General features: G+C 64.3%; 20 protein-coding genes. 1 reads left to right on the top strand and 19 read right to left on the bottom strand.

The genetic code is table 11. The features are described from left to right. Positions 1–29: 29 nt before the first annotated feature. The 10 genes from pyrF to V3587_RS08870 all read right to left on the bottom strand — a co-directional run bounded on the left by pyrF (position 30) and on the right by V3587_RS08870 (position 11,285). Positions 30–851, bottom strand: coding sequence for an orotidine-5'-phosphate decarboxylase (gene pyrF, locus V3587_RS08915; protein ID WP_095970206.1), 822 nt, complete (start codon positions 849–851; stop codon positions 30–32). Continuing rightward, positions 848–4,204 carry a carbamoyl-phosphate synthase large subunit gene (gene carB, locus V3587_RS08910; RefSeq protein ID WP_095970207.1) on the bottom strand — a complete coding sequence of 1,119 codons (3,357 nt, stop codon included), beginning with the start codon at positions 4,202–4,204 and terminating at the stop codon, positions 848–850. The genes pyrF and carB overlap by 4 nt, the downstream gene beginning before the upstream one ends. Continuing rightward, complete coding sequence (carA, locus tag V3587_RS08905; protein WP_064075331.1) at positions 4,204–5,379, bottom strand: glutamine-hydrolyzing carbamoyl-phosphate synthase small subunit; 1,176 nt, start codon at positions 5,377–5,379, stop codon at positions 4,204–4,206. Before carA ends, carB begins: the two co-directional genes overlap by 1 nt. Continuing rightward, complete coding sequence (locus V3587_RS08900; RefSeq protein WP_095970208.1) at positions 5,376–5,942, bottom strand: PH-like domain-containing protein; 567 nt, start codon at positions 5,940–5,942, stop codon at positions 5,376–5,378. The genes carA and V3587_RS08900 overlap by 4 nt, the downstream gene beginning before the upstream one ends. 6 nt (positions 5,943–5,948) lie before the next feature. After that, positions 5,949–7,256, bottom strand: a complete 1,308-nt coding sequence (locus V3587_RS08895) for a dihydroorotase (protein WP_003944990.1) — start codon at positions 7,254–7,256, stop codon at positions 5,949–5,951. A 26-nt stretch (positions 7,257–7,282) separates the two neighbouring features. Continuing rightward, on the bottom strand, positions 7,283–8,227 hold the full coding sequence (locus tag V3587_RS08890; RefSeq protein WP_003944883.1) for an aspartate carbamoyltransferase catalytic subunit: 945 nt from the start codon (positions 8,225–8,227) through the stop codon (positions 7,283–7,285). After that, positions 8,224–8,865 (bottom strand): bifunctional pyr operon transcriptional regulator/uracil phosphoribosyltransferase PyrR, encoded by a 642-nt coding sequence (gene pyrR, locus V3587_RS08885; RefSeq protein WP_095970210.1) that lies wholly within the window; start codon positions 8,863–8,865, stop codon positions 8,224–8,226. Before pyrR ends, V3587_RS08890 begins: the two co-directional genes overlap by 4 nt. A gap of 229 nt (positions 8,866–9,094) precedes the next feature. Further along, positions 9,095–9,592 carry a transcription antitermination factor NusB gene (gene nusB / locus V3587_RS08880; RefSeq protein ID WP_007728014.1) on the bottom strand — a complete coding sequence of 166 codons (498 nt, stop codon included), beginning with the start codon at positions 9,590–9,592 and terminating at the stop codon, positions 9,095–9,097. Continuing rightward, positions 9,593–10,156 carry an elongation factor P gene (gene efp / locus V3587_RS08875; RefSeq protein WP_003944958.1) on the bottom strand — a complete coding sequence of 188 codons (564 nt, stop codon included), beginning with the start codon at positions 10,154–10,156 and terminating at the stop codon, positions 9,593–9,595. It lies immediately after the preceding gene. 34 nt (positions 10,157–10,190) lie between these two features. Further along, positions 10,191–11,285 carry a M24 family metallopeptidase gene (locus V3587_RS08870; RefSeq protein ID WP_283376398.1) on the bottom strand — a complete coding sequence of 365 codons (1,095 nt, stop codon included), beginning with the start codon at positions 11,283–11,285 and terminating at the stop codon, positions 10,191–10,193. A 111-nt stretch (positions 11,286–11,396) separates the two neighbouring features. Here V3587_RS08870 and V3587_RS08865 point away from each other — a divergent pair, with 111 nt between their 5' ends. Beyond that, positions 11,397–12,005: a B-4DMT family transporter gene (locus V3587_RS08865; RefSeq protein WP_124568642.1), complete on the top strand. Its 609-nt coding sequence runs from the start codon at positions 11,397–11,399 to the stop codon at positions 12,003–12,005. A gap of 87 nt (positions 12,006–12,092) precedes the next feature. Here V3587_RS08865 and aroQ read toward each other — a convergent pair whose 3' ends face one another. The 9 genes from aroQ to ruvX form a co-directional block, all read right to left on the bottom strand. Next, positions 12,093–12,521: a type II 3-dehydroquinate dehydratase gene (gene aroQ / locus V3587_RS08860; protein ID WP_095970213.1), complete on the bottom strand. Its 429-nt coding sequence runs from the start codon at positions 12,519–12,521 to the stop codon at positions 12,093–12,095. Then, positions 12,518–13,627, bottom strand: a complete 1,110-nt coding sequence (gene aroB, locus V3587_RS08855; RefSeq protein WP_095970214.1) for a 3-dehydroquinate synthase — start codon at positions 13,625–13,627, stop codon at positions 12,518–12,520. Before aroB ends, aroQ begins: the two co-directional genes overlap by 4 nt. Before the next feature lie 25 nt (positions 13,628–13,652). After that, positions 13,653–14,162: a shikimate kinase gene (locus V3587_RS08850; protein ID WP_095970215.1), complete on the bottom strand. Its 510-nt coding sequence runs from the start codon at positions 14,160–14,162 to the stop codon at positions 13,653–13,655. A 13-nt stretch (positions 14,163–14,175) separates the two neighbouring features. Next, positions 14,176–15,363: a chorismate synthase gene (gene aroC / locus V3587_RS08845; RefSeq protein ID WP_003944974.1), complete on the bottom strand. Its 1,188-nt coding sequence runs from the start codon at positions 15,361–15,363 to the stop codon at positions 14,176–14,178. 111 nt (positions 15,364–15,474) lie between these two features. Next, the gene (locus V3587_RS08840) at positions 15,475–16,173 is read right to left on the bottom strand and encodes a S1 family peptidase (RefSeq protein ID WP_283376397.1); all 699 of its coding nucleotides are present in this window, start codon (positions 16,171–16,173) and stop codon (positions 15,475–15,477) included. A gap of 225 nt (positions 16,174–16,398) precedes the next feature. Next, complete coding sequence (locus V3587_RS08835) at positions 16,399–17,037, bottom strand: prepilin peptidase (RefSeq protein ID WP_283376396.1); 639 nt, start codon at positions 17,035–17,037, stop codon at positions 16,399–16,401. Between the two features lie 80 nt (positions 17,038–17,117). Continuing rightward, complete coding sequence (locus tag V3587_RS08830) at positions 17,118–17,957, bottom strand: shikimate dehydrogenase (RefSeq protein ID WP_069146549.1); 840 nt, start codon at positions 17,955–17,957, stop codon at positions 17,118–17,120. Next, positions 17,947–19,257 carry an endolytic transglycosylase MltG gene (gene mltG / locus V3587_RS08825; RefSeq protein WP_124568646.1) on the bottom strand — a complete coding sequence of 437 codons (1,311 nt, stop codon included), beginning with the start codon at positions 19,255–19,257 and terminating at the stop codon, positions 17,947–17,949. Before mltG ends, V3587_RS08830 begins: the two co-directional genes overlap by 11 nt. Continuing rightward, positions 19,254–19,787 carry a Holliday junction resolvase RuvX gene (gene ruvX, locus V3587_RS08820; protein WP_003944838.1) on the bottom strand — a complete coding sequence of 178 codons (534 nt, stop codon included), beginning with the start codon at positions 19,785–19,787 and terminating at the stop codon, positions 19,254–19,256. The genes mltG and ruvX overlap by 4 nt, the downstream gene beginning before the upstream one ends.

Genomic DNA, 19,787 nt, shown 5'->3' with positions numbered 1-19,787 from the left:
CTCGAACGAGCCTCGAGGTCACTCACGGATCAGTTCGCCAATGCGGCTTCGATCTCGTCTCGGTCACGCATTGCTGCCTCCCGAAGTGCCGATACCGAAGGACCGTGCCTGAGCACCCCGCGTGAGGTGTTCGGCAGCAGGAGTTCGGTCGAACCGGCAAAGATGTCTGCGAGATCCGCTGCCGTTGCGCCCTGCGCGCCGAGCCCCGGAGCGAGAATCGGCCCGTTGAACTGCGACAGGTCCAGACCGTGGTCCCGAGTTGCACCAACCACCAGTCCGACGGTGTCGCGGCCGTCGGCGTTCGCGTCGACCGCCGCGTTCACGATCGACTGAGCCACGCTCACACCGTCGGCCGACGACTGTTGAAGTTCGCCACCCTCCGGATTGGACGTTCGGGCCAGCACGAAGATCCCGCGTGCGTTCTCCCTCGCCAGTTCGAGTGTCGGAGCCAGCGCCCCGAACCCCAGGTACGGCGAAACAGTGACCGAGTCGGAGGCCAACGGTGAATCACCCAACCAGGCTTGCGCGTACGCGTCCATCGTCGATCCGATGTCACCACGCTTGGCGTCCGCGACGACGAGCGTTCCCGCGTCGCGGAGGACCGAGATGGTCCGCTCCAACACGGCGAAGCCGGCGCTGCCGTATGCCTCGAAGAACGCGACCTGAGGTTTGACGAGTCCGACCTCACCGGTGAACGCCTCGACGCAGATCTCGGCGAAAGTCTCGAGACCCTCAGCAGTACGCGGCAGTCCCCACGCGTCGAGAAGTGCGGGATGCGGGTCGATGCCGACGCACAGCCGCCCCCGGTCCGCGATCGCGGACCGGAGACGATGCCCCCAGCTGTGACTCACGACTGCTGTGCCGGCCGGCGAAGACCTGCGTGCAGTTCCTGCAGGGAGTGAACCCCGATGTCGCCGCGGATGGCCGCTTCGATGCCTTGTACGGCAGCCGAGGCACCCTGCACCGTCGTGATGCACGGGATGTTCGACGCTACTGCTGCGCTTCGGATCTCGTAGCCGTCGACGCGCGGGCCGTTGTTGCCGTACGGCGTGTTGATGACCATGGCGACCTCGCCGCTGCGGATCTGGTCGACGATGGTCTCGGCACCGGCCGGAACATCCTCACCCGACTGCTTGTACACCTGCTTGCACTCGATACCGTTGCGCCGCAACACATCTGCGGTCCCTTCGGTGGCAAGAATGGTGAATCCGAGATCTGCCAGGCGCTTGACCGGGAAGATCAGCGAACGCTTGTCCTTGTTGGCGACCGAGACGAACACCGCGCCCGTGGTGGGCAAGGAACCGTAGGCAGCCGTCTGCGACTTGGCAAAAGCCGTACCGAAGTCGAAGTCGATTCCCATGACCTCACCGGTGGACTTCATCTCAGGGCTGAGCAAGGTATCCACGCCGGTACCGTCGGCGCGGCGGAAGCGGTTGAACGGCAACACAGCTTCCTTGACCGCGATCGGTGCACCGGCCGGAGTGTTTCCACCGTCACCGGTCGCCGGCAGGATGCCGCTTGCGCGCAGCTCGGCGATGGATTCGCCGAGCATGACGCGGGCGCATGCCTTGGCCAGCTGGACGGCCGTCGCCTTGGACACGAACGGAACCGTACGGCTGGCGCGGGGGTTCGCTTCCAGCACGTAGAGGATGTCGTCCTTGAGGGCGTACTGGACGTTGAGCAGGCCCTTGACACCGATGCCCTTTGCAAGAGCCTCGGTGGAGCGGCGGACGTTCTCGAGATCCGCACGACCCAGAGTGATGGGCGGAAGCGCACACGCCGAGTCGCCGGAGTGAATGCCGGCTTCCTCGATGTGCTCCATGACGCCACCGAGGTACACCTCGGTGCCGTCGCACAGAGCGTCGACGTCGATCTCGACCGCGTCTTCGAGGAAGCGGTCGACCAGGACCGGACGATCGTCGGAGATCTCCGTGGCACGCGAGATGTAGTCGGCGAGGGAAGCCTCGTCGTAGACGATCTCCATGCCGCGACCACCGAGCACGTACGACGGACGCACCAGCACCGGGTAGCCGATACCGGCTGCGATCTCGCGGGCGCCGTCGAACGTGGTGGCGGTACCGAACTTCGGTGCAGGCAGTCCGGCTTCGGTGAGCACGCGACCGAATTCGCCGCGGTCCTCGGCCAGGTCGATCGCTGCGGGGCTGGTTCCCACGATGGGGACTCCGGCAGCTTCGAGGCGCTTCGCCAATCCGAGCGGGGTCTGGCCGCCGAGTTGGACGATGACGCCGGCAACGGTGCCCGACTGAGCCTCCGCGCGGTAGACCTCGAAGACGTCCTCGAACGTCAGCGGCTCGAAGTACAGGCGGTCAGCGGTGTCGTAGTCCGTAGAGACGGTCTCGGGGTTGCAGTTGACCATGACGGTCTCGTACCCGGCTTCGGACAGCGTCTGCGCCGCATGGACACACGAGTAGTCGAACTCGATGCCCTGACCGATGCGGTTGGGGCCGGATCCGAGAATCAGAACCTTGGGACGCTCGGTCTGCGGAGCCACCTCGGACTCTGCCTCAGGATCAAGCTCGTAGGTCGAGTAGTGGTACGGCGTCTTGGCCTCGAACTCTGCGGCACAGGTGTCGACGGTCTTGTAGACGGGGCGCACGCCCAGCTGATCACGCAGAGCGCGAACGGCGTCCTCACCTGCGTGCGTGTCACCACCGAGTTCGGGGCGCAGAGCCGCGATCTGGCGGTCCGAGATGCCGTGGTACTTGGCCTGACGCAGGGCAGCCTCGTCGAAAGACTCTGCAGCGCGTAGCTTTTCACCGAGCTCGTGAATCTGCTGGAACTGGTCGAGGAACCACGGATCGATCTTGGTGGCGTCGAAGAGCTGCTCGACAGTTGCGCCGAGGGCGAATGCCTTCTCGATGCCGTACATGCGGCCGTCCTGCGGAACGCTCAGATCGGCGAGCAGTGCGTCCAGGCTCTCCGTCTCGATGTCGGCGCCGGTCCAGTAACCCGCACGCTTGGTTTCGAGTGAACGCATGACCTTGCCGAAGGCCTCGGTGAAGTTGCGGCCGATACTCATGGCCTCGCCTACCGACTTCATCGTGGTGGTCAGGGTTCCGTCGGCACCGGGGAACTTCTCGAAAGCGAACCGCGGAGCCTTGACGACGACGTAGTCGAGCGTCGGCTCGAAGCAGGCCGGGGTTTCCTTGGTGATGTCGTTGACGATCTCGTCGAGCGTGTAGCCGATGGCAAGCTTGGCTGCCATCTTCGCGATCGGGTAACCGGTCGCCTTCGACGCCAGAGCCGACGAGCGGGAAACGCGCGGGTTCATCTCGATGACAACCAGGCGGCCGTCCTTCGGGTCCATCGCGAACTGGATGTTGCAGCCGCCGGTGTCGACGCCCACCTCACGCAGGATGTCGATGGAAAGGTCGCGCATCGCCTGGTACTCGCGGTCGGTCAGTGTCATCGCCGGAGCGACCGTCACGCTGTCTCCGGTGTGGACACCGACCGGGTCGACGTTCTCGATGGAGCAGACGATCACGACGTTGTCGCGACTGTCACGCATGAGCTCGAGTTCGTATTCCTTCCAGCCGAGGATGGATTCCTCGATCAGGACGTTCGCCGTCGGCGACGCGGCGAGACCGCCACCGGCGATCCGGTTGAGATCGTCGACGTCGTACGCCATGCCGGAGCCGAGGCCGCCCATGGTGAAGGACGGGCGCACGACAACCGGGTAACCGAGTTCGGCGACCGTTGCGTGTACTTCGTCCATCGTGTAGCACACTGCGGACTTCGCGGATTCGCCACCGACCTTGGCGACGATGTCCTTGAACTTCTGGCGATCTTCGCCGCGCTGGATGGCGTCGAAGTCGGCGCCGATCAGTTCGACGTCGTACTTCTCGAGGATGCCCTGCTCGTGCAGCGCCACGGCGGCGTTGAGCGCAGTCTGACCGCCGAGCGTCGCGAGGACGGCGTCGATCTTGTTGCCCTGCAACGCTTCCTTGGCGATGACCTTCTCGAGGAACTCGGCCGTGATCGGCTCGACGTACGTGGCGTCGGCGAACTCGGGGTCCGTCATGATGGTGGCGGGGTTGGAGTTGACGAGGCTGACGCGCAGGCCCTCCTCCTGGAGGACGCGGCAAGCCTGGGTGCCCGAGTAGTCGAACTCGCAGGCCTGACCGATGACGATCGGACCGGAGCCGATTACCAGGATGTGCTTGAGATCTGTACGGCGTGGCATTAGTTCTTGACTCCGGTTTCTTTCCGTGCGGAGAGCAGGCTGGTGAAGCGGTCGAAGAGGTACGCAGCGTCGTGCGGGCCGGCTGCTGCCTCCGGGTGGTACTGCACCGAGAAGGCCGAATCGTCGAGCAGGCGTACACCTTCGACGGCGCCGTCGTTTGCGCAGGTGTGGCTGACGACCGCGCGACCGAACGGGGTGTCGAATTCCTGGCCGGCTTCGCCTTCGAGTGCGAAGCCGTGGTTCTGCGCGGTGATCGCGATACGACCGGTCTGATGCTCGATCACCGGGATGTTGATGCCGCGGTGTCCGAATTTCATCTTGTACGTGCTCAGGCCGAGGGCGCGGCCCAGGATCTGGTTACCGAAGCAGATACCGAACAGCGGCAAGCCCTGTCCGATGACCTCTTTCGTGAGGTGAACGGCACCGTCGGCGGTGGCCGGATCACCAGGGCCGTTGGAGAGGAACACTCCGTCGGCCTTCAGGTCGAGGATCTGTTCGAGACTCGCGTTGGACGGCAACACGTGGACGCGAATGCCGCGCTCGGCGAACATGCGCGGGGTGTTGGTCTTGATACCGAGGTCGATGGCGGCAACCGTGTACAGCGCCTCGCCACCCTTCGGCTCGACGACGTAGCCGCTGGTGGTGCTGACCTCACCGGCAAGATCGGCGCCGAGCATGGTCGGCTGATCCTGGACCCGGCGAACCAACTCGTCATCGGCGGCGATGGCTTCACCGGAGAAAATGCCGGCCTTCATCGAACCGCGAGTACGCAGGTGGCGAACCAGGGCACGAGTGTCGATCCCGGCGATCCCGACGATGCCCTGCTCTTCGAGCTTGGCCTGCAGCGAACCGGTTGCACGCCAGCTCGAGGTGACGCGCGAGGGGTCACGAACGACGTATCCGGCAACCCAGATCTTGGCGCCGGCACGCTCGCCGGTCGGTCCGACCGACTCGTCGTCTTCGTCGTTCCAGCCGGTGTTGCCGATCTGCGGCGCGGTGGAGACCACGATCTGGCGGTGGTAGCTGGGATCGGTGAGCGTTTCCTGGTAGCCGGTCATTCCGGTGCTGAACACCGCTTCGCCCAGGGTCTGTCCAACCGCACCGAAGGTGGTTCCGCGGAACACCCGTCCGTCTTCGAGGACCAGTACTGCCGGGCTGTTACCAAAGCCGCTCATGCGTTCTTTCCGTTCTGCTCGATGTCGCCAGAGCTTGCGTCTTCGTTGTCATTCGTCTTGTTCGAAGCAGTCTTGTTCGAAGCAGTTACCGGCTTGACCCAGTCCGGATAGACCGTCTTGTCGTCACCGCGCACGCCCGTGTCGATCTCGGTTCCGCTCGGCAATTCCCAGCGGATGACCAGGACGCCGTCCTTGCTCATGACCTTGCCGGCGAGACCGTTCTCCGTGCGGATCGCGCGGATCGACTTCTCCGGAATCCATATGGCCGACGCACCGTCACGCTCGACCAGAATTCCGCCGCTGTAGCGGCTGATCTCGCAGGTGGCGCGGAAACCGAGGTCGCCCACGGCGATACGGTCCTGCCAACTGGGTGCGATGGTGCTGCCGACGTAGAGGCCGGTGGTCGGCAGCACGAGCAGCTCACCCAGGGTTGCCGGTACCGTCGGCAGCTCGCCGATCCTGTCTTTCTGGCGTCGCGCGCGTCCACGCCAGCCGACGTACATCAGGCCGATCATCGCGACCCAGAAGATCGCCAGACCGATGATCCACAGTGCTCTGTCCATGACGCGCTACTCCTCGCTACTCCGCAGCCGCACATTCCCGTCGTGTGCGGTGATGCGGCCACGTAACAGTGTGGTCGTGACCCGAGCGGGCAATGTCATCGACTCGTACGGAGTGTTATGCGCGACACTCGCCAGGTCGGGACCGTGGACCGTCCACTCGGCCGACGGATCGACCAATGTCAGGTTCGCCGGCTCCCCCACCTCGATGGGGCGGCCCTGATCGTCGAGGCCCACGATTGCCGCGGGGCGCTCGCTCATGACCCGGGCAACGCCGCGCCAGTCCAACAGGCCAGGCTGGACCATCGTCTGCACGATGATCGACAGCGCCGTCTCGAGGCCGAGCATTCCGGGACGAGCGGCCGCGAATTCGCAGCATTTGTCCTGCTCGGCGTGCGGAGCATGGTCGGTCGCGACGCAGTCGATGATGCCCTCGGCCAGACCCTTGCGCAGGGCAGCAACATCGCTGGCCTCACGCAAGGGAGGATTGACCTTGTTGATCGCGTCGTACGTCTCGAGCCGTGAATCGTCGAGGAGCAGGTGATGCGGGGTGACCTCGGCGGTGATCGAAATCCCTTGGCTGCGAGCCCACTTCACGAGTTCAACGGTTCCGGCGGTGGATGCGTGGCAGATGTGAACGCGAGCTCCGGCGTCACGCGCGAGGAGTGCGTCACGGGCGACGATCGATTCTTCGGCTGCTCGCGGCCATCCGGCCAGGCCGAGACGCGCGGCCGTGGGGCCCTCGTGGGCGACCGCACCGACGGTCAGGCGGGGCTCTTCGGCGTGCTGTGCGATCAGAACGCCCAGTGAGCTGGAGTATTCGAGCGCGCGACGCATGATCAGTGGGTCGTAGACGCAGTGGCCGTCGTCGGAGAACATCTTGACCTTGCCGACGCCAGCGGCCATGGTCGCCATCTCGGCGAGCTGCTTACCTTCCAGGCCTGCTGTGACTGCGCCAACGGGGTGGACGTCGACGAGGCCGACTTCCTGACCGCGTCGCCAGACGTGATCGGTGATGACCACCGAATCGGCGACGGGGCTCGTGTTGGCCATCGCGAAGACCGCGGTGTATCCACCCAGCGCGGCTGCCGAGCTACCGGTTTCGATGGTCTCGGTGTCTTCGCGGCCCGGCTCACGCAGATGCGTGTGCAGATCCACGAAGCCGGGAAGCAGGATCTGCCCGCCGGCATCGATCACCTCGGATGCCGTGGCCGGATCGAGGTCCACGCCGATCTCGAGGATCGTGCCGTCGCCGACGAGTACGTCGGTGGGCTCACCTTCTCCGTAGATCAGGACTCCGCGGAGCAGGACACTCACGGGTGATTCTCCGTTCTCGTTTCTCGTCACAGCGCGCCGTCCTCCGACCCGACCAGAAGTCGGAACAAGACAGCCATGCGCATGTGCACGCCGTTGGTAACCTGTTGCAGTACAGCAGTTTTCGAGGAATCGGCGACGGCGGATGCAATCTCCATGCCGCGCAGCATCGGGCCGGGGTGCAGTACCACCGCATGATCGGCCAGCATCGCCAGTCGCTTCTCGGACAGGCCGTAGTTGATCGAGTACTCGCGCTGCGACGGGAAGAAGCCGCCGTTCATGCGTTCGGCCTGAACCCGCAGCATCAGCACCGCGTCGAGGCCGGGCAGTTCGGCGTCGAGTGAATGCGAGACCGTGACCGGCCACGTGTGCGCCCCGACCGGCAGCAGTGTCGGCGGGGCAACAAGAACAACCTCGGCGCCGAGCATCGAGAGCAGCAGCGCGTTGGAGCGGGCCACGCGGCTGTGCAGAATATCGCCGACGATCGCGATCCGCTTGCCCTCGATGTCACCGAGACGCTGCCGAAGGGTCAAGGCGTCGAGAAGCGCCTGGGTGGGATGCTCGTGCGTACCGTCACCTGCGTTGATGACTGCCGGGCCACCGTCGTCGGCCGCTCCGGTCCACTTGGCGATCTGGTGGGCGGCACCCGAAGCCGGATGCCGCACGATGAGGGCGTCGGCACCCGCCGCGCGCAGGGTCATCGCGGTATCGCGCAGGGATTCGCCCTTGGACACCGAGGAACTCGATGCGCTGACGTTGATGACGTCGGCACTCATCCACTTGCCGGCCACCTCGAAGGACACCCGGGTGCGCGTCGAGTTTTCGAAGAACACCGTCATGACCGTGCGTCCACGCAGCGTCGGGAGCTTGCGTACCTCGCGTCCCAGAAGCGCCTGCTCGAAGCGTTCCGCCTCGTCGAGAAGTTCTACCGCGGACTCACGATCGAGGTCCGCGATGGAAAGAAGGTGCTTCACGCGCTCTTACCTCCGGAGATGACTACCGCTTCCCTGCCGTCGTGCTCCTGGAGGAGAACCTTGACATCCTCGGACCTCGCGGTCGGGACGTTCTTGCCGACGTAGTCGGCACGCAGCGGGAGTTCGCGGTGACCACGATCCACGAGCACTGCGAGTTGGACCGCACGAGGGCGGCCCAGATCGCGCAACGCGTCCAGTGCCGAGCGCACAGTGCGACCGGAGAAGAGGACGTCGTCCACGAGAACGACCAGCGCATTGTCGACGCCACCTTCGGGGACGGACGTGCGCTCGAGCGGGCGATGCGGCTTGTTCCGGAGATCATCCCGGTAGAGCGTGATGTCGAGAGATCCGATAGGAAGACGCACACCGGAGAATTCTTCGATCTTGGCGCGCAGTCGCGTGGCGAGAGTGGTTCCACGCGTAGGGATACCGATCAGAACCACACGAGGGGCTGTTCCCTCGGGTCCGTCGAGTGCGGTTTTCTCGATGATCTCGTGAGCGATCCGCGCGATTGTCCGGCCCACATCCTGGGCGGACAACAATTCGCGGGTCTCGCTACCTGCCTCGGCACCGACCGGCGCCTTCGCGTTATCTGGACCTGCAAGATCGGATGGGCGAGACCCTTCGGGCACGCTCATGCTGCGACCTCCTTCTCCGCCTCACTGGACGGATCGTTAAAGGATGTCTGACGGTCCCCACCCTATCAGCCGACAGACCTGATCCCGCCGTGCGAGCAGTGACTCTGACCGGTTGTGTGCAGACACACAACTCGCGCAGAGACATCTGTGCGACTCGCACGGCGACATCTGTGCGACTCGCACGGCGACATCTGTGCGACTCGCACGGCGGGTGGTGGAACAAGACTTGCTACTCGGTACCGGAATCCGATTCCTGCGCGCGCTGCGAGGTCGCCGCTGCTGCCGATCGAACCTGCGGCGCAACGAGAACGACCTGGCCGAGGATTCCGTTGACGAATCCCGGAGAGTCGTCCGTCGAGAGCTGCTTGGCGAGTTCGACGGCCTCGTCCACGGCGACAACCGGCGGAACGTCCGTCGCGTGGAAGAGCTCCCACACGGCGATACGCAGAATCGCACGGTCGACGGCGGGCAGACGCTCGAGCGTCCAATCCTGCAGATGCGAGGAGATGACCTGATCGATCCGGTCCAGATTCTCCGCGACTCCGGACACCAACGTGACGGTGTAGGCCGCGACAGGCGCTACCGCGTCGTCCTTGACGGACAGGTCGGAACGCTCCGACGCGAGTGCGACCGGATCGAGGTCACGTGCCTCGGCTTCGAAGAGGAAGTCGACGGCACGCTTGCGCGCCTTGTGGCGTGCACCGAGTTTCTTATGTGTGCCGGACACTCAGGAATTCACACGCCCGAGGTAGTTGCCGTCACGGGAATCGACCTTGAGCTTGTCACCGGTGTTGATGAAGAGCGGGACGTTGATCTCGGCACCGGTCTCGAGGGTGGCAGGCTTGGTGCCGCCGGTGGAGCGGTCGCCCTGCAGGCCCGGATCGGTGTGCTTGACGACGAGCTCGACCGTGACCGGAAGCTCGACGAAGAGGGGAACGTCTTCGTGGGTCGCGACCTGGACGGCCATGTTCTCGAGCAGGAAACGCGACTGGTCGCCGACGGTGGACTCGCTGATCGACACCTGGTCGTAGGTGTCGCCGTCCATGAAGATGTAGTCGCTGCCGTCGTGGTAGAGGTACGTCATGTCACGACGGTCGACCGTGGCGGTCTCGACCTTCACACCGGCGTTGAACGTCTTGTCCACTACCTTGCCCGAGAGCACGTTCTTGAGCTTGGTGCGCACGAAGGCAGGGCCCTTGCCGGGCTTGACATGCTGGAACTCGATGATCGTCCACAGCTGGCCTTCGATCTGCAGAACCAGACCATTCTTGAAATCACTGGTGGAAGCCACTTGCTTCGCGTCTCCTAGGGGTCGGGAAACCGTCTCAGACGACGGTAAGGTCTTTTGCGGTCAGTGTGAGCAGCTCTGGCCCCTGCTCACGAACTACGAGCGTGTCCTCGATCCGTACACCTCCGCGCCCGGAGAAGTACACGCCCGGCTCGACGGTCACCGCCGCGCCGGAAAGAAGTGTACCGGTGCCGAGCTTGCCGATCCCCGGTGCTTCGTGGATTTCGAGGCCGACACCGTGGCCGAGGCCGTGCAGGAACAATTCGCCGTACCCTGCATCGCCGATCACCGCACGGGCGACGGCGTCGACTGCCGCACATTCGACACCCGGCGCGAGCGCGTCGCAACCGGCAGCTTGAGAACGCGCGACAAGCTCGTAGATCTCCTGTTGCCAATCGGAAACGGACTCGAGCACGTAGGTACGGGTCATGTCCGAGTGGTACCCACCGACCTGAGCTCCGAAGTCGAGTTTCACGAAGTCACCCGACGCCAGGATCGCGTCGGTCGGTCGGTGATGCGGAATTGCCGAGTTGGCGCCGGCCGCGACGATCGTCTCGAACGAAATACCGTCCGCACCGTTGTCGAGCATCAGATTTTCCAGCTCGCGGCCGACCTCTCGTTCCGTTCGGCCAGGTCGCAGACCACCGCGAGTGATCAACTGTGCCAACGCGACATCGGCTGCGGTGCACGCGGCGCGCAACAACTCCACCTCGTGCTCGTCCTTGACCATGCGCAACTGTTCGACAAGTCCGCTCACCGGTTCGAACCGGATCTTCGGCGCCGCCTCGGTCCACGCCCGATGTTCGGCGAACGTCGCCACGTGTGACTCGAATGCGAGAACGGGCGCCGTGGACTTCTCGATCAAGTGCGCAGCACTCGAACGGGCGATTTCGGCACGAAGGTCAGGTACCTGCTCCGCGACCTGCGTCACGTAACGGCCGTCGGTGCAGATCACCGTCTCGCGTTCGTCGGACGCTGAATCGGATGCACTGACGACGAGCGCCGCATTCGAGCCGGTGAAACCGGTGAGGTATCTGATGTTGAGGAGATCTGTGACGAGAATCGCGTCGAGTTCGCGCTCCGAGAGGAGGCGTCTGAGGGATTCACGGCGTGTTCTGAAGTCGACCGGCATCCCTCGAACCTACCGCCCGCGCAGACCTGCCGATCAACTCGAAACTCACGGTTACAGCAATAAGTGTGGGTTAGGCCACAAGGTGTAATGGGTTCTAGTTAGGCTGTACCCATGAATGCGTGGTTGGTACGTGGCCTCGGCATGGCCCTGATACATGTTGTGTTTCGTGCGTTGCTCGGTGCAGCGATCGCACAGTGGCCACTTCAGGGGTCCACCCTGCGCTGGCTGTCCCTGTTGATCGTCATCGTCTTCGCCGCGATCTGGGGTGGTATCGACGGCATTCGTGACCGCCGGAACTTCCCCGAACCCGAGGACGGCGCCGATCTGACCATGCTGTGGCTCAAGGCCGCGTTGGTCGGCGGGTTCGTCGCCGGTGCTGCCAGCTGGGCACTCAGCCTCGTCCCCTCCCTCGAGCTGACCCAGCAGGGCTTGTTCTTCGAGGTGACGTCGGGTGCGGCGTTCACGATTCTTCTCATCTTCGTCCCCGCCATGATCGCCATCACCGTCGGACGCTTCTTCGTCAGCCGCGAACAGCGCAAGAACGGAACAGCTCCGCAGACCCCGACCCACGAGCGTCACCGCGAACCCGTGCCCGTCAGCGAGGGCTACGACTCCCCCACCGAGCAGCACGCGTACAGCGGAGCCGCCATGTCCGTCGAGGAATCCGACGCCGATACCGCGGTCTTCCCGGCGATCGATCTGGGCAAGCGCGAGCAGTAACGCCCACCGTCTACACAACCGAATGCGGCCCCGAGGATATTTTCCTCGGGGCCGCATTCGTGTGGCTGGGTTTTCGACTTCCCTCGTTCAGCCCCGCTCGGCGAGGAATCTGATCGCCAGCGGGTACGCGGCGACGCCGAGTCCGACGATCACGCCGGTCGCAATCGGGCTCAGGTAAGAATGGTGCCGAAACTCTTCTCGCGCATGAACGTTCGAGATGTGCACTTCGACGAGACCTGCGGTTAGTTCGGCGCATGCATCTCGCAGGACCACCGACGTGTGCGTCAAGCCACCGGCATTGAGGATCACGGGTTCCCCCGCGTCCGCCGCGTCGTGGATCCAGCCGAGCAGATCACCTTCGTGATCGCTCTGACGAACGACGACCTCGACGCCGAGCTCCTTGCCTGCCGCGACACACAATTCGATCAGGTCGTCGTGTGTGGTCGCGCCGTAGACCTCGGGCTGACGCTTACCCAGACGTCCCAGATTGGGCCCGTTGACGACGTTGATCTTCACAGCAGGACCGTTCCGCCGGCCGGCCTCGCATCGCGGGCAATCGCGGAGTATGCCGCAACCAACAAGCTCGGATCCGGCCCTTCGAGGCGGCCCGGCTTGGCCAGACCGTCGAGGACCACGAAACGCAGCAGGCCGGCACGGTTCTTCTTGTCGGTCTGCATTCCCTTGAGCAGGTCACCGAACGCGTCACCGTCGTAGGACGTCGGCAGCCCGACGAGATCGAGAATCGACTTGTGACGATCCGCGGTGGCATCGTCGAGTCGGCCCGCGAGCCGTCCGAGTTCGGCAGCGAAGACCAGTCCGACGGAGACGGCAGCACCGTGGCGCCACTTGTAGCGTTCACGACGTTCGATCGCGTGGCCGAGGGTGTGGCCGTAGTTGAGGATTTCACGCAGATCCGACTCGCGCAGATCCGCGGCCACGACCTTGGCCTTGACCTCGACGGAGCGACGAATCAACTCGGGCAGAACAGTTCCCGACGGATCGAGAGCTGCCTTGGGATCGGCTTCGATGAGATCCAGGATTACCGGGTCGGCGATGAATCCGGTCTTGATGACCTCGGCCATGCCGGCGACGATCTCGTTGTGCGGCACCGTCTCGAGTGTCGCGAGATCGATGAACACCGCGCCGGGTTCGTGGAACGAACCGACGAGGTTCTTGCCCGCTTCGGTGTTGATACCGGTTTTGCCGCCCACTGCTGCGTCGACCATCGCGAGCAAGGTGGTGGGGACGTGAACTACCTTGACACCGCGCATCCACGTAGCAGCGACGAAGCCGGTGAGGTCGGTCGCCGCTCCCCCGCCCAAGCTCATGATCGCGTCGCTGCGAGTCAGGCCGATCCGGCCGAGCACATCCCAGCAGAAGCCGGCGACGGCAAGATCCTTGCCGTCCTCGGCATCGGGAATCTCGATACGGTGAGCGTCGATTCCCTTCTCCGCCAACGCAGCCCGTACGGCCTCCGCGGTCTCTGCCAGCGGCGGCTGATGGAAGATCGCGACAGTGCGCGCGCCGTCGAACTCGGCAACGAGATCACCGAGCAGGCCGCGGCCGATCACGACCGGGTAAGGACTTGCGGTCTTCACCTCTACACGTACGGGTTCGGTCACTGCTCCACTACTCCGCTCCGGTTGTTCATTTGTCTTGAAGTTTCGACACCAGTTGTCCGACGACACGCGCCGGACTTCGGCCGTCGGTCCGAATCCGAATCGTGGCCGAACGCCGGTACAGCGGACGACGACGCCTCATCAACTCCTGGTACTTGACCTTGGGATCTCCGCCGGCCAGCAGCGGACGATGATTGTTCGCCCCGGTGCGGCGAAGCCCTTCGGCGACACTGATCTCGAGGTAGATGACCGTGTGCCCCTGGAGCAGTTCGCGGGTGCGATCGGAGAGGATCGCGCCACCTCCGAGGGAGACGATGCCGTCGGTGGCCTCCAACGCTTCGCGAACCACCGATTCCTCGATCTCACGAAACCGAGGCTCGCCGTCATGGGTGAAGATCTCCGGGATCGTCCTACCCGTGGTCCGTTCGATCTCGGCGTCGGTATCGACCAATTCGAGTTCGAGTGCCTGCGCGAGACGTCGACCGATGGTCGATTTGCCGGCTCCGGGCGGACCGATGAGTACAGCCTTCGGCTTCATCGATACGTGAGTCCTATCGAGGCGGCCGGGCTGCGATGCCCTCGGCGTAACGACGGTAGTTGGCAGTGGTTTCAGCAATGGAATCACCACCGAACTTTTCGAGTGCAGCCTGAGCCACGACAAGCGCAACCATCGACTCGGCGACGACGCCGGCGGCCGGAACCGCGCACACGTCGCTGCGCTGGTGGATGGCAACCGCTTCCTCGCCGCTCTCCATGTCGACCGTCGCCAGAGCGCGCGGAACCGTCGAGATCGGCTTCATCGCGGCGCGAACTCGCAGAGCCTCACCATTGGTCATGCCACCTTCGATACCGCCTGCGCGGTTCGTGGAACGCACGATGCCGTCGGGGCCCGGACGGATCTCGTCGTGAGCCTCGCTGCCACGACGGCGCGCGGTCTCGAAGCCGTCACCGACCTCGACGCCCTTGATGGCCTGAATTCCCATGAGGGCAGCGGCAAGTCGTGAATCGAGACGCTCGGCGCCACTGACGAAGGTGCCGAGTCCGACCGGCAACCCGTGGATGACAACCTCGACGACGCCACCGAGGGTGTCGCCGTCCTTCTTGGCCGATTCGATTTCGGCGATCATCGACTCTTCGGCGGCCTTGTCGAAGGCACGGACCGGGCTCGCGTCGATCGCGTCCAGATCCTTGCCCTCCGGCACAGGACCGACGTACGGCTCGGAAGCGCCGATGGAGATGACGTGTGAGACGACCTCGGCACCGAACACCTGACGCAGGAACGAACGCGCGACGGTTCCGGCGGCTACTCGGGCTGCGGTCTCGCGAGCGCTGGCACGCTCGAGGACGGGACGCGCATCGTTGAAGCCGTACTTGAGCATGCCGCTGTAATCGGCGTGGCCGGGACGCGGGCGCGTCAGCGGGGCATTGCGTGCCTGATCGGCGAGCAGGTCCGGGTCGACCGGGTCGGCGGACATGATGGTTTCCCACTTGGGCCACTCGGTGTTGCCGATTTCGATGGCCACGGGGCCACCGAGCGTAAATCCGTGGCGGACACCGCCGATGATGGTGACCTTGTCGGCCTCGAACTTCATCCGTGCGCCACGGCCGTAACCGAGTCGACGACGGGCAAGTTCGGACGAGATGGCCTCAGAGGTCACTTCGACCCCCGCGACCATGCCCTCGAGCATCGCAACGAGGGCGGGACCATGGGATTCTCCGGCAGTTATCCAACGCAGCACGCCGACCATCTTTCCACGTCGCAGACCTCAGTTGTCACAGTGGCCCTCCGGGTGAACGCAGATGGCCCACACGCACGATGCGTGTGGGCCATCTCAGAGGTTCCTGCGGGTCTAGAACAGGCGGAATCCTCCACCGTTGGCATTGATGTCAGCCAAACCGATGTTGATGTCCGCCGAGTTGTCGGGAGCATGGAACGGCGGCGGGAGCGGCTCGAAGCAGTACGGTTCGAAACCGTTGCTGATCAAGCCGACCAGGCGATCACCGACGACAAGGGGTCCACCGGAGTCACCGGGAATCGAGCAGGTGTGCTCGACGATCTCACCGTAGGCGGAGTCGTAACCCCAGGTGATACCGCATGTGTTGCCGGTCGATCGGCCTTCCTTGCACACGATCGTGCCCGGTGCCGGCGGGGCGCCGATTCCGTTGATCGTCGTGCCGCCGACGGTACGCAGCGGGGCAACCTTTGCGTCGTCGAGATCGATCACGGCGATGTCCGAGACCGGACTCGAGTAGGTGAACCGGCCGATGGGGCCGGCTTCGGGCAGGTATTCGGCGAACACCCGGTCGCCGACAACTCCACAATGTCCGGCGGTGAGTGCCACGAGCGAACCGGCGTTGTCATAGCCGACCGCGGTCAACGTGCACGCCGCAACTTGGTCGGGATTGGAGTGATCCACGTCCGGCAGCAGGATTCCTGAGCCCCCGCCCAGTGCCACCGACGAAGGTGCAGGCGCGGCGCCGGCGACGCCTGCCCCTGCGGCCACAGCAGCCAAACAGGCTGCCGCAGCGACGAAAAGCCTTGTGCGCATAGGTTCCCCCGATAATCGAGTGCGAAACGAGATTCGTTTTGTCCCATTTCCGAATGCTCAGTGAACGACAGCATGTGGACATTCGGCAAGTCCGACTCGCCGCATACTGGGACTGCGCGCTTGCAATACCCGCATTTATGAAACCGACGGTTACGTCTTTCCTGCAGATCACGGTTCGTCGTTGAACGGTCAATGACGCCAGACTTTCCGCCGATGTTGCACTCGTCACGTCAGCCAGGCAAACGTGATCGAACCGCATGCTGCCAGGCACATCGAAGGACCGTGCGGCAGGGGCGAATTGTGGGCAACCGGTCCCCTCTTTCGACGTCCGAGCGTCCGCAGTTCGAGCACGATCCCCAGGGTTGCGGTGAGCACCGACGCAGACACCAACGACCACAACCAGGCGTCAGCACCCACCAATCCGGTGAGAGCGCCGAGTGGAAGAGAGAGTTTCGCATCGCCGACACCCATGGAACCAGGCGACATCACGTGCGCCAGGAGATGGATTCCGGCGAGCAGCACCGATCCCACCGCGGCTGCCCACACCGTGCCTGCCACCGTCGCGTAGAACATCACGACTGCGTAGCCGGGCAACGTGAAACTGTTGGGCAGCCGGCGCACGGCCAGGTCGACAGTCGAGATCGCGACGCACCACCACACCACGGCGAGACCGGAAAGCAACTGCACCACCGAGGTATTCAGAGCGCCGACCACAACCCAGCCTGTTGCGACGGCACACTGTGGCACACAACAGAGAGCCACGACTGGTCGATAACCGTGTCGTCGCAACCAGCTGTCGACGATCGCCCGAGCACCGACACCACCGATTACCCCAGCGCCTGCCAAGACCACGAACGTCCACATGGTTTCGAGCTTGGCGTCTGGCGTACACCAGCGGCAGACCACGAATCGTCTTGTGGACTACCTCGACACTGTGAACAGAGCTAGGCGATAGCGGCAGCCATCGCCTCTCGCGGAGCGGGCTTGCCCGTGAACTGCTCTACCTGTCCGAAAGCCTGATTGAGCAACATCTCGAGGCCACCGATCACCGTGCCACCAGCCGCCTCGACAGCCGAAGCGAGTGGCGTCGGCCAGGGGTTGTAAATCGCGTCGAGGACAAATCGTGCCCTCCCCAGTTGCTGGGCGAAAGGCGCGGCCGCTTCTGCGGGAACTGTGCTGACCAAGACCGAGGATTCGGCACAGATCCCACCGAGTCGTGCGTCGTCGAAAGAGACCAGATCAATGCCCAACCCGACAGCACTGCCGCATTCGATGGCACCGGATGCTCGCCCCGGATCACGCGCGACCACGGTGACTGTCCGAACTCCCATGTCGGCCAACGCGACCAATGCCGGCCGCGCGGTGCCGCCCGCGCCGACGACTACCGCCGAAGTGCCGCTGAGATCGCCGACGCCGCCGGCGATCAACGCACCGCTGACTCCGTCGACGTCCGTGCAGTCGGCACGCCAACCGCCGTCGATGCGGACCAGGGTGTTCGCCGAGCCGATGGTCACCGCTCGCGGTGTGCGTTCGGTGGCATAGTCGAGTGCTGCGATCTTGCCCGGCATCGTCACGGAGAGGCCGACCCATTCGGGGCCGAGTGAGTCCACGAGGGCAGGCAACTGCTCGCCGGTGCATTCGATTCGCTCGTAGGTCCAATCGCTCAGACCCAAAGCCTCGTACGCAGCAAGGTGCAGCAACGGCGACTTCGAGTGAGCGATCGGGCTTCCGAGAACTGCCGCCTTACGCGGCGTCGCGAGCGAAGTCGCGGTACTACCGTCCACTGTCGAGAATCCCACTTTGCTGTGCCAGTTCGATGTTGGCCAGATGCTCCTCGTAACTCTTGGTGAAGAGCGTCTGGCCTTCCTTGTTGATCGTGACGAAGTACAACCAGTCACCGGCCGCCGGCGATTCCACGGCCTTCAGCGCGTCGATGCTCGGCGAAGCAATAGGCGTCGCAGGCAGACCGGGCATTGCGTACGTGTTCCAGGGGGTGACGCGCTCACGGTCGGCATCCGTCGTGGCAACTTCGGTGGTGTCGAGTGAGTAGTTGACCGTGGAGTCGAACTGCAAAGGCTGATCGACTGCGAGTCGGTTGACGATCACCCGCGCGACCTTGGCCATGTCGCCAGGCAATGCCTCACGCTCGACCAGCGACGCTGCCACCAACAGCTGGTACGGCGACATTCCGACTCCGCTGCCTGCTGTCAGGATCCCGGTGGCCTCGTACTTGGCGGCGCTGCCCTCGACCAACGAACGCAGGATCTCGGTCGGCGTCGCAGTGGGGTCGAAATCCCAACTGCTGGCGGCGATCAGGCCTTCGAGCTGACGGTCCTTGTCCGGCACGCTCTTGACCGACGACATCGCCCAGTCCGGCACGCCGAGCGAAGCCAGATCGGAAGACGCTCCCGCAGTGTTCAATTCGTCCGTCGAGACGCACTTCTGAGCGGAAACCGGGCCGACACAGCTCGCCTCGGAAATGAGGTTGTAGATGCCCTTCTTGAGCGAGCCCGTCTGCGCGTCCGAACTGTCGTGCAGCTGACGACCCTCGGCGATGACAACACTGCCGACTCGGGAGTCCGGGGCAACCAAGGTGTCGAGTGCGCTCGCGGCGCTACTCTGCACCGGCACCTGGTAGAAGCCTGGTTGCACCTTCTGGATCTCCGACGGGTTGGCGATCGCGGCGTTGTAGAAAGCAGCGGAACTCGCGACGACGTTCTTCGCTTCCAGCGTCGCACCGATCTCCGATGCGGTTTCTCCACTGTTGATCTGGATGACCACGGGAGCGCCGCCCGGGCCGGCGAAGTCCTCCGCGGCCTTGTTGCGATCCATGTACCAGAGGGCACCGTATGCACCGACACCGAGAACCGCGATCACCAACACCAGGAGAGCGAGAACACCGACCTTCTTACCTCGCTTCGCGCGCTTGTTGCGTGCTTCGCGTTGCTTACGTGCCTCCGCTCGCGACATGTGCGGCGGATCGATGTTCTGCGGCAGCGCCCGCATGACCATGGTCTCGTCGTTGTCGAAGTCGAACGAACTGGTGGGCCGGCTTCCGCCGCCCTCATCCCACCGCGCGTTCACAGATCGCCCTCCAGTGCAGCGTCCTTCGACGACTCCCCTGGTTTCACAGCTCTACTCCGCTCGTCCAGCCAGCCTTGCAGGATTTCCACCGCCGCAGCCTGATCGATCATCGGTCGCTGACCGCGTGCCTTGACTCCACTTTCGCGGAGGTTGCGCGCAGCCGTGACGGTCGTCAGTCGTTCGTCGGACAGTCTCACCGGGATCGGTTCGACGGCCCGCTGCAGTCGTTTGGCGAATGCAGTCGCGATACCGGCGGCTTTACCTTGCTCACCGCGCAGCGTCTGTGGCAGTCCGACGATAACCTCAACGGCCTCGTATTCGGACACGATGGCGATAATGCGCCGGATATCCGGCGCGTCGGGCCCACGCTCCTTCGAGCGTGGAACCGTTTCCACCGGTGTCGCGAGGATGCCGTCGGGGTCGCTGGACGCGACGCCGATGCGAACGCTGCCGACGTCGATGGCGATGCGCCGCCCGCGACCAGGGTCGTCGATGCCGGGGCGATCGGGACCCTGCTGCGTAGCCACCAC

Origin of the sequence: Rhodococcus sp. IEGM 1306 (assembly GCF_036541985.1) — a bacterium.
Classification (GTDB): domain Bacteria; phylum Actinomycetota; class Actinomycetes; order Mycobacteriales; family Mycobacteriaceae; genus Rhodococcus_F; species Rhodococcus_F qingshengii.
The sequence above is the reverse complement of the archived record's forward strand: the minus strand, read 5'-3'. Positions and strand labels throughout refer to the sequence as shown.

What these genes read in the sequence shown, in the direction of transcription:
- carB (WP_095970207.1), bottom strand. Translation starts at nt 4,204, where the DNA reads ATGCCACGCCGTACAGATCTCAAGCACATCCTGGTAATCGGCTCCGGT.
- carA (WP_064075331.1), bottom strand. Translation starts at nt 5,379, where the DNA reads ATGAGCGGCTTTGGTAACAGCCCGGCAGTACTGGTCCTCGAAGACGGA.
- V3587_RS08900 (WP_095970208.1), bottom strand. Translation starts at nt 5,942, where the DNA reads ATGGACAGAGCACTGTGGATCATCGGTCTGGCGATCTTCTGGGTCGCG.
- pyrR (WP_095970210.1), bottom strand. Translation starts at nt 8,865, where the DNA reads ATGAGCGTGCCCGAAGGGTCTCGCCCATCCGATCTTGCAGGTCCAGAT.
- V3587_RS08870 (WP_283376398.1), bottom strand. Translation starts at nt 11,285, where the DNA reads ATGCCGGTCGACTTCAGAACACGCCGTGAATCCCTCAGACGCCTCCTC.
- V3587_RS08865 (WP_124568642.1), top strand. Translation starts at nt 11,397, where the DNA reads ATGAATGCGTGGTTGGTACGTGGCCTCGGCATGGCCCTGATACATGTT.
- V3587_RS08850 (WP_095970215.1), bottom strand. Translation starts at nt 14,162, where the DNA reads ATGAAGCCGAAGGCTGTACTCATCGGTCCGCCCGGAGCCGGCAAATCG.
- V3587_RS08840 (WP_283376397.1), bottom strand. Translation starts at nt 16,173, where the DNA reads ATGCGCACAAGGCTTTTCGTCGCTGCGGCAGCCTGTTTGGCTGCTGTG.
- V3587_RS08835 (WP_283376396.1), bottom strand. Translation starts at nt 17,037, where the DNA reads ATGTGGACGTTCGTGGTCTTGGCAGGCGCTGGGGTAATCGGTGGTGTC.